Origin of the sequence: Chitinophaga nivalis (genome assembly GCF_025989125.1) — a bacterium.
Taxonomy (GTDB): domain Bacteria; phylum Bacteroidota; class Bacteroidia; order Chitinophagales; family Chitinophagaceae; genus Chitinophaga; species Chitinophaga nivalis.
In genome coordinates, this window is the sequence record NZ_JAPDNR010000001.1 from 3378244 (window position 1) to 3393449 (window position 15206).

At 48.7% G+C, this 15206-nt stretch carries 7 protein-coding genes; 3 read left to right on the forward strand and 4 right to left on the reverse strand.

From position 1 onward, the window contains the following. From OL444_RS13750 to OL444_RS13765, 4 genes are all read right to left on the reverse strand, one after another. Complete coding sequence (locus OL444_RS13750; RefSeq protein ID WP_264732600.1) at nt 1-948, reverse strand: terpene synthase family protein; 948 nt, start codon at nt 946-948, stop codon at nt 1-3. Between the two features lie 282 nt (nt 949-1230). After that, nucleotides 1231-2154 carry an alpha/beta fold hydrolase gene (locus OL444_RS13755; RefSeq protein ID WP_264732598.1) on the reverse strand — a complete coding sequence of 308 codons (924 nt, stop codon included), beginning with the start codon at nt 2152-2154 and terminating at the stop codon, nt 1231-1233. Between the two features lie 150 nt (nt 2155-2304). Further along, nucleotides 2305-3288: an alpha/beta fold hydrolase gene (locus OL444_RS13760; protein ID WP_264732596.1), complete on the reverse strand. Its 984-nt coding sequence runs from the start codon at nt 3286-3288 to the stop codon at nt 2305-2307. Nucleotides 3289-4547: 1259 nt separating this feature from the next. Then, nucleotides 4548-5258 carry a hypothetical protein gene (locus OL444_RS13765; protein WP_264732594.1) on the reverse strand — a complete coding sequence of 237 codons (711 nt, stop codon included), beginning with the start codon at nt 5256-5258 and terminating at the stop codon, nt 4548-4550. 102 nt (nt 5259-5360) lie between these two features. Here OL444_RS13765 and OL444_RS13770 point away from each other — a divergent pair, with 102 nt between their 5' ends. From OL444_RS13770 to OL444_RS13780, 3 genes are all read left to right on the forward strand, one after another. Beyond that, nucleotides 5361-6035, forward strand: coding sequence for a hypothetical protein (locus OL444_RS13770; RefSeq protein WP_264732592.1), 675 nt, complete (start codon nt 5361-5363; stop codon nt 6033-6035). 594 nt (nt 6036-6629) lie between these two features. Further along, entirely contained in the window at nt 6630-14069 is a 7440-nt protein-coding gene (locus OL444_RS13775; RefSeq protein WP_264732590.1) for a LamG-like jellyroll fold domain-containing protein, read from the forward strand. Nucleotides 14070-14233: 164 nt separating this feature from the next. After that, nucleotides 14234-15019, forward strand: a complete 786-nt coding sequence (locus OL444_RS13780) for a M57 family metalloprotease (protein ID WP_264732589.1) — start codon at nt 14234-14236, stop codon at nt 15017-15019. The last annotated feature ends 187 nt before the right edge of the window (nt 15020-15206 follow it).

A 15206-nucleotide genomic window follows, 5' to 3' on the forward strand; every position in this document is an offset into this window, starting at 1 on the left:
TTATTGATGGGGTGTGGTAGAAAAGGGATTCATCTGGTAACGTTTCGTATAGCTGTACCAGTTAAGATGACCGGAAATCACCCATTTCAATCCTTGTATATAGTTTTCCACCAGCGATTGCTGGTCGCCGAAATCAGGTAACCGGTTCAGTACCGACTTGAACTCCAGGATCACCTCGTTGTATTGCCGGATCGTCGCCGCCAGTGCTTCTTCCCGGGAGTATTGACAGGTATGCTGGAGTACAAAAATGAGATTGGTTGTTTCCAGATTTTCTTCTTTCGCAAAGGAAAAATAATCATTGGTCCAGCCGGTGGCCTTGTTGGCCAGTATGGTTAAACGACTGATGTCCGGATGATGCAGCAACGCATCCGGCATCAGTTGTGCTGCCGCTACCTGTGCCAGGTCTATCAGCGTGAAGGAGGCCGTGGATTGTAGCCGGAGGGCTAAATAAGTGTCAAGAGACGGATAGGTAAGCGATGGGTTATAATTGTATCCCCGCTCTATGGCTATTGACGTGAAAAAATCGCTCATATGCTGAATAAACCGCTCTTGCCAGGCTGCATCCACATAGGGTACCAGTTCTTGCTGGAGTATTGCCAGCTGCTGCATAATGGGATGGTCCAAGGAGGAGGCGCCCCGTAATATCCGGATAGCTTCCTCGGATGATGCCTGAATGGCAGCGGGAGGCATGGGACCAAAAAAATCATCGTGCATGAAAATCCAGAGGATATACCTGCTGAACATCATCAACTGGGCTGCCGTACACTGTGGATACAAGCCTGCGGTAAGTATGCCAAAAGCGGCATGCCTGTATTTTTCGAGAAAAGACGGAGGGAGACCAGTCATAGCGTTTATCCATTCCTGTACTTGTTGTTCGGCATCCGCAGCCAGTGGATGCAGTTTTGGAGGGCAAATCTCCTGCAGGAGTGCTGTTATGGGAAGATCCATACCTGTTTGGGTTGAAATGGTCAGGAAAGTTATTCAGGCGTATCATTCACTGCAGCGGGTATTTCCACTCATGGTATATATCCCCGGTAGGTACATGCCGGAGAGGGAATCCGGAAGCATGGCGTTAAAAGAGAAGGCCTGTCTGTTAAAGCAATAAAGTATGCAGTAAAAGTGGGTCGTCTGATGATAAAACTCACTGTAATTTATATAAAACAACTGCATCCGGAAAGCAAGAAAAGATATTCCTGACTGTCAGTATTACCGGATGCAGTGTATAGGAGGCTATTGGAGGAACTGCTGCATATATTGCAGGAATAGCGCTTGCTGATCGGCAAAAAGATAATGGGAACAATTATCCAGGTACCTGAAATTTTTTGCGCCAACAATATTTTTGAGATCAATAATCATTTTAGAGGAGAAGATACCATCCTGTTTGCCATACAGGGCATATACCGGTATATGCCGGCGTACCAGGGAAATAAGTGGTGGTTTTACATTGATATTGTTTCGCTTTTCATGCTGATAAAAAAGCGCCGGTGCCTCATCATGCCGGATATCCTGCTTGCGCCAGGAGCTGGTATCGTATGCCTGGTAAAGGTGCCGGGCTGCAGCATCCGGCTGCGGTACTTTGAAAAATCCGTTTTTGCCGGCGAGGGTAAAACAGGCACTTCTGTAGCTGGCGGTATTCCGATCGGATTTTTTTACCAGTGCAACGTTGTTCAGCTCCAGGGTGTCGTGGCGTTGCTGATAAATCTGTTGAACGGAATCAAGAATGTGGTCATACGTTTCCTGTTGTGAAAACAAGGCACTGGTTAATATGATAGACTGTATTTTTTCAGGATACTTTGCTGCAAAAAGCGTGGTGACCAATCCACCGAAGCTGAACCCGATGAGGTTGGCCCGTTGCAGCTGATATTGTTGATAGATCCGGTGGAGGTCATCAAATGCTTCCTGATAGGTGAGGGTCGCATTTTCGTAGGAAGACCTGCCTTCACCTCTTCGGTCGTATACGATTACATAAAACCCTTTATCGGCCAGTTGTGCTGCCGTGGTGGCCTCAAAGAGTACGGAATTTCCCCGGGGACCGCCATGGATGAAAATAACAGGTGTATGCCGGGGATTACCGAATGCCCGGGAATACAGGTGTTGTGCAGGTAATTGATAACAAAATAGACATAACAGAACAACAACAAAGATTGATTTCATATAGAGATGCAGCCGGTATTTTTGAAACAGACGGGGCACAAGTTAGGCTATCCGTAAAAATATATGCGTTAACGGAAGATATTTTTACGGAAAAGAAAGTAAAAGCCGCCGTCCCGGCAGCGGCTTTTACAGGATGATAACAGCGGAGGCTTACTGCACCGCGGCGATCGTTTGCCGGACGGCATCAATGATAACATTTGGCTCTGTTACCTGAATGACATGCCCGCTTTTGTCTGCTTTTATCAGGCGGCTGTTGGTAGATAGTTTCAGCAGATCGTGTTGTAAATCCTCCCAAAGTACGCGGTACTGTGCTGCTGCTTCGTCAGACATACCTGCATAGCGGATCGTGCCGGTACCCATGATCAGGGTAAGCGGTATATTACCGAAAGAGGTATAGCGCTCTCCATCCTCCATGTTATTCAGGTCACTGAGGCCTTCCATCAAAGTAGTTTTGCAGGATTTGTAGAAGTAGTTCCTGGCATGGATATGTACCGGATGCGTGACAGGAATATCGGTAGCAATCGGCTCCCAGATATGTTTAAGCCGGTACCATCCCAGTGCTACGGATAAAGAAACCTGCCATGCCGGTTCTGCGGTAAGGGATTCAAACAGCGCCGGCGGCATTTTTTTCACCATCAGCGGATGCGAGGAATCCACAAATACAATACCCGCGATATCCTTTTCATGCTGCTGAATAAACGGGCGCAGATAGATGCCGGCCATCGAATGTCCCACGAGGATATAAGGTTTGGGACAATTCGTTTTTTCCAGCAGGGTAGTCAGTTCCGCTGTAACGGATGCATTTGTGAGCGAGTCTTTTCCAGGTTGACTCAGGAATAAACCAATCCGGTCATAGGCAATGGTGACGGCATAAGGGGAAATGTTATCCTGGATCTCTTTCCAGATAAAGGAATTGCTGCCTAAACCGGATACAAAAACAACAGTATACGGGCCGCTTCCTTTTTTGACATAATGAATCCGGTCGCCATTGACGTCTGCAAATGTTTTTCCATGGTATAGATTTTTTTCAAGGCTCCAACGGGAATATTGCTCATAGGTAAATCCGGCAAGCAGGAGTAAAGCGAGGCTCAGGATGGTCCATTTTACGATGGTGATTAACATTTTTACTAACATAAAAATAGGTTTTTGGGGTGTTGAAATGGGGTTTGATAATCGGGATGTGAGGTAAGGTGTATTTGGCTGTACAGACAGCTGAAGCGATGGTATGTCGGCTATGCGATACGTGGTACAAAGGCTCAGATTTTGGGGTCATTGATAATCAGATGTGTCAGTTATTTCAGCTGTTTTACGATTATTCAGGCGCTCATGATGGTATTGTTGATGGGCATAGGTTTATTTTTAAATCCATGAAGTATCGGATAGCTTACCGTCATTCAGGTATTCATCAGTTGAGGTGTGCCCATATTCCTTTATTACAGTTATGGAGGTGTTTTCATAATGGTGTTGTTTTGGGGTATAGGTAGTTTTTAAATCCATGAAGTATCGGTTAGCCTACCGTCATTCAGGTATTCATCAGTATAGGTGTGCGCATATTCTTTCATTACAGTTATGGAGGTGTTCTCATAATGGTGTTGTTTTGGGGTATAGGTAGCTTTTAAATACATGAAGTATCGGTTAGCCTACCGTCATTCAGGTATTCATCAGTATAGGTGTGCGCATATTCTTTCATTACAGTTATGGAGGTATTTTCATAATGGTGTTGTTTTGGGGTATAGGTCTTTTTTAAATCCATGAAGTAGCGGATAGCTTACCGTCATTCAGGTATTCATCAGTATAAGTGTGCCCGTATTCTTTCGTTACAGTTTTCAGGTGCTCATAGTATTGTTTTTTTTACCTCCATAAAGTACCGGAAAGGATACCAGTGCTCAGGTGTTGGTCAGTATAGGGGTATCAGTATTTCGTTATAACAGTTATTCAGGTACACATTATTTTGTTGTTGTTATAGGTCGTTTCAACAGCCATAAAGTACCAACTATACTACCATTTTTTTTAAGTTTTTTTTAGTATAAATATACCAGTATATCCAGGCTTTTTTTCAGATACACTGTTAGTGTTGGTATAGTCGTATTTATCAGGTAATGGATCCCGGATCCCACAGATATAGAGGCATCCTAATAGCAAATGCACCTGATATTTAAACGCATGTTCGGCTTTTTTTGAGGTGTATCCGGATATTTTTATCATGTGTGCATAGCCTCATGTGCAGCTGTTGATGTTGATCCGGCGGCAATATGCTGAGATCATGCTAATGCTTTTGCCGGATCATAACCAGTATGGGTACACGGGAATAGCAACTGGTAAACTGATAAGTGTGATAAAAATAAGGGCCGCATACACGCGGCCCTTATTGTATATAAAAAATGCGATTAATATTAGTTTTCCAGACCAATTACGGTACCAATGGTATTACCGGAACTTTCACCGGGTGCCGGATATGTTTGCAGGATACGATCCGCATCACTGATAATGAGTGTCTGCAGGTTAATCTTTTCCGCTATTGCCGAAAAACCTGTTGCCGTGAAAGGCGCTTTTTTATTATCGATGGTATTCTCTGCCATGTTGGTACTACGAACAATAAACAACGTATCGTTCGATATCCGGGTTACTTTAGCCAGTCCGATCTCACCACCGGCTGTATTTTCGTTAATCATCTTTATAAAAGATACCCGTAGCATATCGCCCGGTGCGAGGTGTTTCATTTTTTCGTTGAGTGCGGTGATGTTGGCCTGCGCCTGTGCGGCACGTTGTTTATTGATGCGGGGCATCACTAAGGATAATATACCCAATACCACGGCCAGGATAATGGTGTTCCTGAAAAAGCCTATCTGAAAGGGTACCGTTGCTTTTAAGGCGGTAGCTTCCTGTTTTACGGCAGCGGTCCATTTTTTCTTTGGAACCTGTACGTTGTTGTTGTCGTATACTTTTACGGTTTTGAAACTGGCCGGAAACCAGGGACCCAGCCAGGAAATATAACTTTGTACAACTACCAGGTGTTGTTGTGTACTACCGGCATTGTCTGGTAATGTTATCGTAATACTTTTTTCAGCCAGTGGTTTTTCTGTAATGGTATAAATATAAATCATAGTAGCCCGCCAGGCACAAAAATTATACCATGAGCGGAAGGGCGCTGGTTGCTATTGCCATAATAAAGTATTCCGCTTATCTTACGTATAAATCTCCGTTTGATGAACCTGTATACAGATATAAAAGAAAGTGTGGAAAGTGCTTTTGCTTTTTTGAAAGCAGCGGGTTTCACCGATTTTGAAGAACAGCAAATAGCTTTTGAGACGCACTTTGAGGCGAAAAATGAATATGTAAAAGTAGATGTCTGGTTTGAGTTTATTTATTCCACACCTATCTGGGTAACCATTAATGGATATCATATTCAGCTGCTGGAGCCCGAACATCCGCTGTTTGAACAATATGCACGAACATTGCAGGAGTTATATGAGCCCCCTGCCGATAATACCACAAAAGACGCTTGCGGTATAGATTACCTCGGGGAGCAATATGAACAAGGTGGCCGCCAATTGAACCATACTTACCTCGAAGGGATGGCGCGCTTATTACAATCCTATCCGGCGGTATTGCAGGGGGAACTGGATGTATTGGTCTCGCACGCAGCCACTGCTGCCGCTGCCTGGGAAGCAGAGCAGGCAGCAGAAAAAATAGCACAGCAGCTATACACTTGTACTTTTAGTATAGATGACCTGGTTGAATGTGAAGCAACAGGTACTTCGCTGGATGAAATACGGACGGCTTTAAAGGAATATGAAGCGGATCGCATCTGTGTGTTGCAGGTGGTAGATCCTTATATGAACCCGGTAGCATTTGAATGGCCGCTCCCCGGCAAAAGCTGAAAATTCTGTCTATACCCCGTTATACCGTTTGATTAACAGGTACAGTGAAAAGTAACGGTTGGTATTTTCTCCGGAAAATTGATTCCCCTGTTTTATTTCTCCCGAAAAGCTTTATTTTTGATAACAGCAGATGTTTGAATAGTAGTAGCCCGTTATTATTAAAGTGAACATGAAATATTTGTACCATTGTCCATGAACGTTTTTTGAGCGAATCTTTTTTGTTTTTCCGGATCTGTTTACTGTAACATCCTATTCCCGATCATCGTGTATTTCCCGGTACTGTGTGGTATATCGTCGTCATGAAACCCGTCGGAAGTAGTGTTGCCAGTGCATTGGCAGCCGGTATTTTTTATTGTAGTCAACCAAATATCCGTATCTCATCACCACAAAAACAAACTGTATGTAAGTAACATGCCCCTGTAACCGGTACTTTTCGTGTATGCGTTACCGATACTATTATACCGCTGTTATCCGGCCGTTGAAATAAATGGTCAGTAACAGGTGTTTGCTCCGGAAGCCGCTTCCGGAAAAGGAAAGGTATTGCCCGGAAGTACCACCACTATCAGTCTTATCTCATCAAAAAGTAACGTCGTTATGAAAAAAATGCTACTATTATTTTTCGGGTGTTGTATGTGTACCCTGTTGTTACACGCACAGCTACCCGGTCCCCGGGAGAAGGACTACCGTATTCTCCATGTCAATAAAAAGTTTACCCCTCCGAAAGGATATACTGCCAACGATGTAGATATCCGCGCTGCCGGTACCGGCGGGGTACAATTTACCGGCGATCAGTATTTCCTGGTACAGTTTGAACAGTTGCCCACAGCTGGCCAAAGGGAACAGTTACAGCAAATGGGCATTACCCTGCTGGATTATTTTCCCAACCTCGCCTATTATGCACACTTTCGCAGGGAAATTCGCTCTGATCGGTTGCGCAACTTCGGCGTCAGAACGATTCTGCCAATAGATGAAAGCTTTAAACTCGCGGAAGACCTGTATACTGGCAGGATTCCCTCGCATGCTAAAAAAGGCCGGCAGGTAGAAGTCACAGTGATGTCATATGCCAATGCAGTAGCGAAGGAAGTAGAACCGGCATTGGGGCGCTATGGTACCATTACCGGCAAACCCACTGCTTTGCAATGGACCGTGCTGGTATCGCCCGAGCAACTGACGGAACTGGCAGGCATAAAGGCCATCAAGTATATAGAACCTGTGGCTGCCGCACCGGAACCGGAAAAAGACAACAAGGAAATAAAGCCGGAAGACATTTTCAGTAATGATCACGGCCGCTCCAACTTCCTCAATTCCGGCTTTGGTGGCTTATTGTACAATGGCGCCGGCGTAAATGTAATGGTACGTGAAAACGGCATGCACAAAGGCCCGGATCTGCAGGGCCGGGTGATGGATGGCTCCAATCAGCCAGGAGAACCCACTTCCCATTCCTCCGGCGTGGCCGGCTATCTGGGCAGTGCCGGCAATATCAATCCGCGGGATCGCTCCAATGCCTGGGGCGCCAATATCCTGGGCATATCCGGGCAAAATACCTATACGTTGTATGATGATCCCGCCAAAAAAATCCGCGTAACAAATATGTCCTATGGCTGGACGAATGATGCCGCCAGCTACAGCAGCCTGTCTGCGGAGCACGACAATTTCATCCGTACCCGGCCGGAAGCGATGTTGGTATATTCTTCCGGCAACGATGGCGGCGACACAGCTATTGGCGGCAAATACAATGGATTAATCGGCTGGGCCAATATCACAGGTATGCCGAAACATGCGAAAAACCTGCTCACAGTAAGTGGTACCGACTATGAAGATAATTTCCTGGAATGGACCTGTAAAGGCCCGGCCTATGATGGCCGTATCAAACCGGAGCTGACCATTGAAGGCGTCGGCGGTACTTCATTTGCAGCCCCTAAAGTATCGGGTATCTTTGCCATCCTGCACCAGGCGTTTAAAACGGAAACGGCGGCTGCTACTGCGCCGGCCGCCCTGATAAAAGCCATCTTACTGAATACGGCAGATGATATATACAACCCCGGTATCGATTATAAAACGGGGTTTGGCCGCCCGAATGTGCGCCGTGCCTATCAGACCATCAAAAACAGGCAATATGCTACGGAGAAGATCACCCAGGGCGGACAGAAAAGTTTTCCGATCACGGTACCAGCAGGTACCACGCAGGTAAGGGTATTGCTCTATTGGCACGACTATGAAGCTACGCCTGGCGCTGCGCAGGCATTGGTCAACGACCTGGATCTGACGGTGGAAGATCCTGGTGGCAATGTAGCGTTACCCTGGGGCCTGGATACCACTGCTACGGCTATACGCCTGAATGCACTACCCACGAGAAAAGCAGATCATATCAACAACGAAGAACAGGTGACCATCGATCAGCCGGTAGCGGGTACTTATACTTTATATGTAGATGGATTTAACGTGCCGCAGGGACCACAGGAATTTTATGTGGTATACGAATTCCTGCAGGAAGAAGTAGTACTGAGTTATCCGCTGGGAGGTGAATCCATGGGCGCCGGGCAGGAAGAATATATCCGCTGGGATGCATTTGGTACGCCCGGAACCTTTGACCTCGAGTATTCCGTTAACAACGGCAATACCTGGGATACCATTGCTACCGGTATTGCCGCCGGCCGCCGCCAATGGAAATGGACGGTTCCTGAGCTGGCCGGAAAGGTGCTGGTGCGCATAAAAAGAGGGAGCCAGCACAGTGTATCCGGCGCCGTGAGTGTAATGCCGGTACCCGCCAGTTTTAAAATAGACTGGGTTTGTGATAATGCCTTGCAGCTGTCGTGGAATAAATTGCCGCAGACCGGTGTACAATACGAAATATTTAAGCTGGGAGAAAAATACATGGAGCAGATAGGTACCACCACGGATACCATTTTTGGCGTCAATGCGCCCGATGCCGCAGCAGAAGAATGGTATGCGGTAAGGGCGGTGGGTACCGGCGGTGTAGTAGGGCTGCGTTGTAACGCCGTCAAAAAAAGTACAGGGTTGTTTAAGTGCAACAGTGTAATTACCGGTACGGCTTTCGGGGTAAGAAAAGATTCGGTATTGCTGACGGGTAGAGTGAACGCCCTGGGTAAAACGCTCACGCAGGTGGCGTTTGAATATGGCCCTACTACTGCATATGGCCAGACCTTTGCGATACCGGGAACGTTTACGGGAACCAGTTTCGTCCCATTGGAACAACAGGTTCCCATACAGCTACGCTCCGGTGACACCTGGCACTATCGCCTGAAAGGCGCCCTGAACGGAGAGGCAGTGTATGGCGAAGACCGCACGTTCCAGCCGGCGCCGGGTAATGCCATGAAGTTCAACGGGGCTGAAACCATCACCCTCGGCTCCAATGATGCGGTAAATGGCAACAAACCCAGAACCATCGAATGCTGGGTAAAAACAAGTGTATATAATGCCGATGGAGGGGTGATTACCCTGCCGGGAAGCACGGGTACCACCCGGGGCGATTTTACCCTGGCTACCAATGGCGCCGATAACCAGTGGAAGTTGTCGCTGTGGAGTGTAACGCGTACGTATACACTGCCGGACAACAAAAACGAATGGCACCATATGGCCATTACCTACGATCCGGCCAATACGACGGCTATCCTGTATTACGATGGCATCCTGTGGGATACCTGGAATACTGGTGGCCCGCTGACTACCTTACCCGGCAATATGAGACTGGGTACGCGTTCCAATGGCAGCGCCTTTTATTACAACGGAGAAGTAGATGAAGTCCGGATCTGGCGTACCGTACGTACGGCGGCAGAAATCCGGGAACATATGCATCACCCGCTGACAGGTACAGAGTCAGGGTTGGTGAGTTACCTTAATTTTGATAACCCGGAGTTGTTCAGCTATGATATCGTCAGTAAAAAAGAACTGGCACAAACGGGTGCTTTGCAGAAAATAAAAACCAGTTATCCTTTTGGTATCGGTCAGACGGTCACCGGATTGGAAGCCGCGGGTAGTCAGGTATTCGGAGCAGGGGTGGATGTCACCGCCGCATACAAAACACAGGATGCCCAACAGGTGTCTTTCACCAAAATAGCGCTTACCTCCGCACCACTGAACGGATTTTCCGCTACATCTTCACGCATCGACAGCAGCTTCTGGATCGGTCATCGTTATGCAACTACCGCCGGACCACTGGAGATGGCGCTTACGTTTAAGCTAAAAGATACGCTGCCCGAATACCGGCCGGGGAAGATATTATTGTTTACCCGTAAACCTTATGCTGCCGGCCAATGGCAGTATACCGGTACGGCGGATGCCGCAGACAGTATCACCAATACAGTAACGCTACAACGGCAATCCGCTTATTGGCAATACCTGTTGATGAGAGATGATCATCCTTTTGCATATGCTACGGTAGATTCACTGGTATTGGCTGATGCAAGAGCAGGTGCAGTGACGGGGTCCCAGTACTTCAGCCTGTCCGGCGCCAACCTGCCGGATACCATACAGGTGAAAGTGCCAGCGGGCTACCAGCTGTCTGCTAACGATACCGCCTATATGCACGCCGCGGAAACGCTCCGCCTGGCTACTACCGGCGGGGCATTGAAAGACACGAAAGTATTCGTGCGTTTTGCGCCGGCAGCCGGCGGTAGCTATGAAGGGGCGTTACAGATCCTCGCAGGTACTACCGTATTGGACAGCATCTTCCTGAAACAGGAAGCCGTGGCCGTAGAAACAACAGCGGGTAAGGCCCTTGCCTTTGATGGAAATGGCGATTACCTGGAGATACAAAACCTGAACTGGCAACCTACCGAATTCACCATTGAGTGGTGGCTGAAACCGAAGTCCTTCAAGAATTATAATCAAAGCATCGGAAACGGCTGGGGATCGTTCCTGGCGCATGCCGACAATAGTGGCGGGCTGAATATCGGCGTGGCCAATAATGCAGCTTCCCGCTTACAGGTGGCAGGCGCCTATACCGCGCTGAATACCTGGCACCATTACGCCTATACGTTTAAAAACGGTGCGGCGAAAATTTACCGCGATGGTAAACTGATGGATAGCAAAACCGGGTCGGCGGCGCCGCCCAACTGGTCCATCTTCCGTATCGGCGCTAATACCGGCGATGCCATAGATGGGGAGCTGGAAGAGTTCCGTATGTGGACAACGGCCAGAACACAGCAACAGATACGGGAAGGCATGCACCTCACCCTTACGGGGGCGGAACCGGACCTGAAGTTATGTCTGCAGTTCCAGGAGGCACAGCGGGGCGTAGTGGATATTTCCAATAATGGTTACCCGGTACGGTTGTACAATGCAGTAAGAGTGGCGTCTACAGCGCCTGTAGCCGCAGGGGTGAGTGAAACCCAGGCGATCACCGCTGCCGGCGTGACAGACTTTACCCGCACCGGTGTACGCCTGGAGATGGCCGCCACGGGTACTGTTCCCAACGGCGATGTGGTGGTGAGCCGGTTGTACGCGGCGCCTGCGGATAATCTGATACCTGCGGCTATCGACAGCAGTTACTGGATTATCAATAATTATGGCAGCAATGCTACGTTTACCGGATTAAATAAACTGACGTTGTATCATATAGATGGACTGTCAACTACAGGGCCGGCCAGCTACCGGTTGTATCGTCGTCCGTTTAATGCGGATGGCGCTACCTGGCAGCTGCAGGGCCGTACGCCGGATGCTGCCGGCCATCAGGTAACGTATACCTTCACGGCAGCCGATGCTGCCGTTGTCTTCGGGCAGCTGGCGATCAACCGTATCAGTGGCCAGTCGCAGGTAGATACGGTAGCCGGACAGGCCTATGCCTTCCAGGGTAGCAATACCGGATTAAAGCTACAAGACCTCAGCTGGCAACCAACTGTATTTACTATTGAATGGTGGCTGAAAGCCCGTACGGCAAGAGATTGGAACCAGCAGATAGGCAATGGCTGGGGAAGTTTTCTGATGCATGCCAATAACGATGGTAGCATGAGCCTGGGCGTAGCCAATAATGCGGCTTCCCGCATTGAAATTCCTGGTGCATTCAATGACCTCGACACCTGGCACCACTATGCCTATACGTTCGATCAGGGTAAAGTGAATGTTTACCGCGATGGGATACTGGCCGGTACCCAAACAGCATCCGCCTTCCCGGCACGCTGGACCGGCTTTTACGTAAGCGGCCAGGAGGGAGATGGTATTGACGGGGCGTTGGATGAATTCCGTATCTGGAGCACGGCCCGTACGGTTACAGAGATCCGTGAAAATATGTACCATCCGGTGGCTGCTGGTACACCGGGCCTGAAGGCTTATCTGCAGGGACAGGGCCAGCCAGGCGCCGGCTATTTTACAGAAGTATCGCCCAATGCCTATATGGTGGTGGCAGACAGTGATGTAAAACGGGAAGCGTCGGCAGTGCCGGTAGCGATGGGCGTAAGCCGGTCGGCAACCGTGCAGCAGGCAGGTCGTTATGTATTTGATCAGACCGGGCTGGTATTGGATTATGCCGCTACCGGCAGTTATCCGAAGGGCGAAGTGGTAGTGAGCCGTTTACAGGCAACACCGTATGCCGCGCCGGTAGGAGATAAGCCGGTTGCCGGTTATTGGGTCGTACGGAATTACGGGGATAGTGCAGCGGCGGCCATTGCAGCGATAACGTGGCCTGGTGTGGCAGACAGCCTCCTGAATCAACAGCTGCAACAGCGTAGTTTTCTGGCAACAGGTACCTGGCAGGCTGGCGGATATGGCCGGCCGGATACAGCAACCGGCGTGGTGGTAACAGGTCCGACCACCGATATCCGTAACAGCCAGCTGGTGCTGGTGGCCACCAACAATGCAGCCCCGGTATTTACCGTGCCGGCAGATAGGGTCGTAGTGAAAGATGATAGCTGTCGCTATCAGGCAGACCCGGCACAAACAGGTGTGCCGCAACAGGTAAAAGATGACACGGATACCTTGCCGCTGATACGTTATATCGATAACAGGATCGCCGGTACCTGTGCCGGTGAAGACGTGATCGCCCGTACCTGGCAGGTGACAGACCATGCCGGCAGAACGGCTACACAGGTGCAGCGTATCACCGGGAAAGATACCACCGCACCGTTGATACGTTGTAAAACAGCGATGCAACGGAGTGCCGGTAGTGGCGGTTGTACATACCGGGCGGCAGGTAATGAGCTGGATGTAACGGCTACTGATAATTGCAGTGCCATCGGCTATGCCTATACGTTGCAGGGTGCTACGCAAGGCAGCGGCGCCGGTACCTTGAACGGGGTTGCTTTCAATGCCGGTGCCACCACGATTACCTGGACAGCAAAAGATGTCTGCGGGAATAAGGCAGTATGTCAGTATACACTCACAGTAAACAGCGGACAGCTGGCGGTGAGTATACCGGCAGCGTATACGGTAAGTCCCGGCGGGAATGCCCATACGATTTATCTGGGCTATGGCCCGGGTGTCATCAGGCTGGCCGCGCAGGTAGCCGGTGGCAGGGCGCCTTATACTTTCCGCTGGTCTGCCGGTGGTACAACGGCCGCAGTACGGGTAAGTCCGGCTATACCGGGCGTATATCGTTATGACGTTACCGTTACAGATGCCAATGGTTGTACTGCCAACACTGCGGTGGATGTTACGGTCATGGATATACGTTGTAGTAGCCGTAAGGTGAGGGTATGTCATTATAAAGGCTGCGGCGACAACGGAAAAGAGTTGTGTATTCCTGCCATGGCAGTACCTGCGCACCTGGCAGCAGGCTGTCGATTGGGTAGTTGCAACCGGGGAGATATATCCGGAAAAGAAATGCCGGTATCTGAAAACGAAACCGGATGGGTGGTAACCATCAGTCCCAACCCGGCAACACAGTATTTTACCGTTACGTTGCCCGAAGGTGGAGCGTTGGTAACGGTCCGGGTATATGATATGCAGGGGAAAAGACTGGAAGAAATCAGCAGTGCGGATCGGGTAATCCGGTTTGGAGAGCGGTGTATACCGGGTACCTATATCGTGGAAGTGATACAGGGAAGTAAGAGGAAAACAATGAATGTGATTAAGTTATAGTGATAGCAGGGTATCAGAGCGGGGCTGCCGGTAAGGTAGCCCCGCTTTTTGTTTTTTATAGTCTCAAAAAATTATCATATCTTAATGCAGTTAACCACCCGCCTTTTTATTTTATTGAATGAACAACCATTTCTTTTTTCATTACAATCAAATCTGTTAACCATATGAAACATGTTATCACCAATTTCAAATCTACCTTCTGTATAGCAGCACTTTCAACAGCACTTTTTATCACCGGATGTAAACGCGAAGCAAGCGAAACGACTCCGGCCAAACCTGCAGCAGATGTTACCGCCCTGACAGAATTTTTGAGCAAAACTACCGGCGCTGATAAATCCAACATCAGTTATGATGAGCAGAAACAATTATTTACGGCCAATGGCGACATCCTGATCAACAAAGACGAACTGCAGAAACACTATGACAAACAACCAGCCGGCGGCGTTACGACTGAACATTACCGGGGTACCTATCTGGTGTCCAATTCCATCATTACCGAAGTACGGGTAAATAACCGGGTAAGTAACACGGCCTGGTCCAATGCCGTGGTAACTGCAATTGGTAACTGGAATGCCAGCAATATCAGCAGCGTATCCAAACTGAGATTTGTTTTTGCTTCTACCGGTGCGCATATTACCATTACCGACCTGTCCAATGAACCATCCAACTGGATTGCCCGCGCTTACCTGCCTACTTCCAATGGCAGACCAGGAGCTACCGTAGAAATCAACCGTTATCACGATGGTCTCAGCCAAAGCCAGAAAGTATTCGCACTGACCCATGAACTGGGCCACAACATTGGCTTGCTGCATACCAATCAGAACCAGGGTGTGTTTATTCAGGGTACACCTGCTTCTGATCCTAACTCCGTGATGAACTCTACTGTATTGCCATGGAGCACTTTCACCTCCGGTGACATCACAGCTATCAGAATCCTCTATCCGAGATAATCGGGCATGGACTGATCTGCATCTTTGACCACAAGGCGGGTGGTTTTTTTAACGCAATAAATGGTACATTAGCAGTAGCGTTTAAACGGAAATCATCAGTAGCAATAACCATTATCCTGGCGTATTAACGGAACACCATAAAACAGATACTGACGAACGAACCCCGTCAAAAGGATAGCCCTGACAG

Excerpts from the sequence above, each read along its gene's own strand:
- OL444_RS13755 (WP_264732598.1), bottom strand. The coding sequence starts at position 2,154 with ATGAAATCAATCTTTGTTGTTGTTCTGTTATGTCTATTTTGTTATCAA.
- OL444_RS13780 (WP_264732589.1), top strand. The coding sequence starts at position 14,234 with ATGAAACATGTTATCACCAATTTCAAATCTACCTTCTGTATAGCAGCA.
- OL444_RS13770 (WP_264732592.1), top strand. The coding sequence starts at position 5,361 with ATGAACCTGTATACAGATATAAAAGAAAGTGTGGAAAGTGCTTTTGCT.
- OL444_RS13750 (WP_264732600.1), bottom strand. The coding sequence starts at position 948 with ATGGATCTTCCCATAACAGCACTCCTGCAGGAGATTTGCCCTCCAAAA.
- OL444_RS13765 (WP_264732594.1), bottom strand. The coding sequence starts at position 5,258 with ATGATTTATATTTATACCATTACAGAAAAACCACTGGCTGAAAAAAGT.
- OL444_RS13760 (WP_264732596.1), bottom strand. The coding sequence starts at position 3,288 with ATGTTAGTAAAAATGTTAATCACCATCGTAAAATGGACCATCCTGAGC.
- OL444_RS13775 (WP_264732590.1), top strand. The coding sequence starts at position 6,630 with ATGAAAAAAATGCTACTATTATTTTTCGGGTGTTGTATGTGTACCCTG.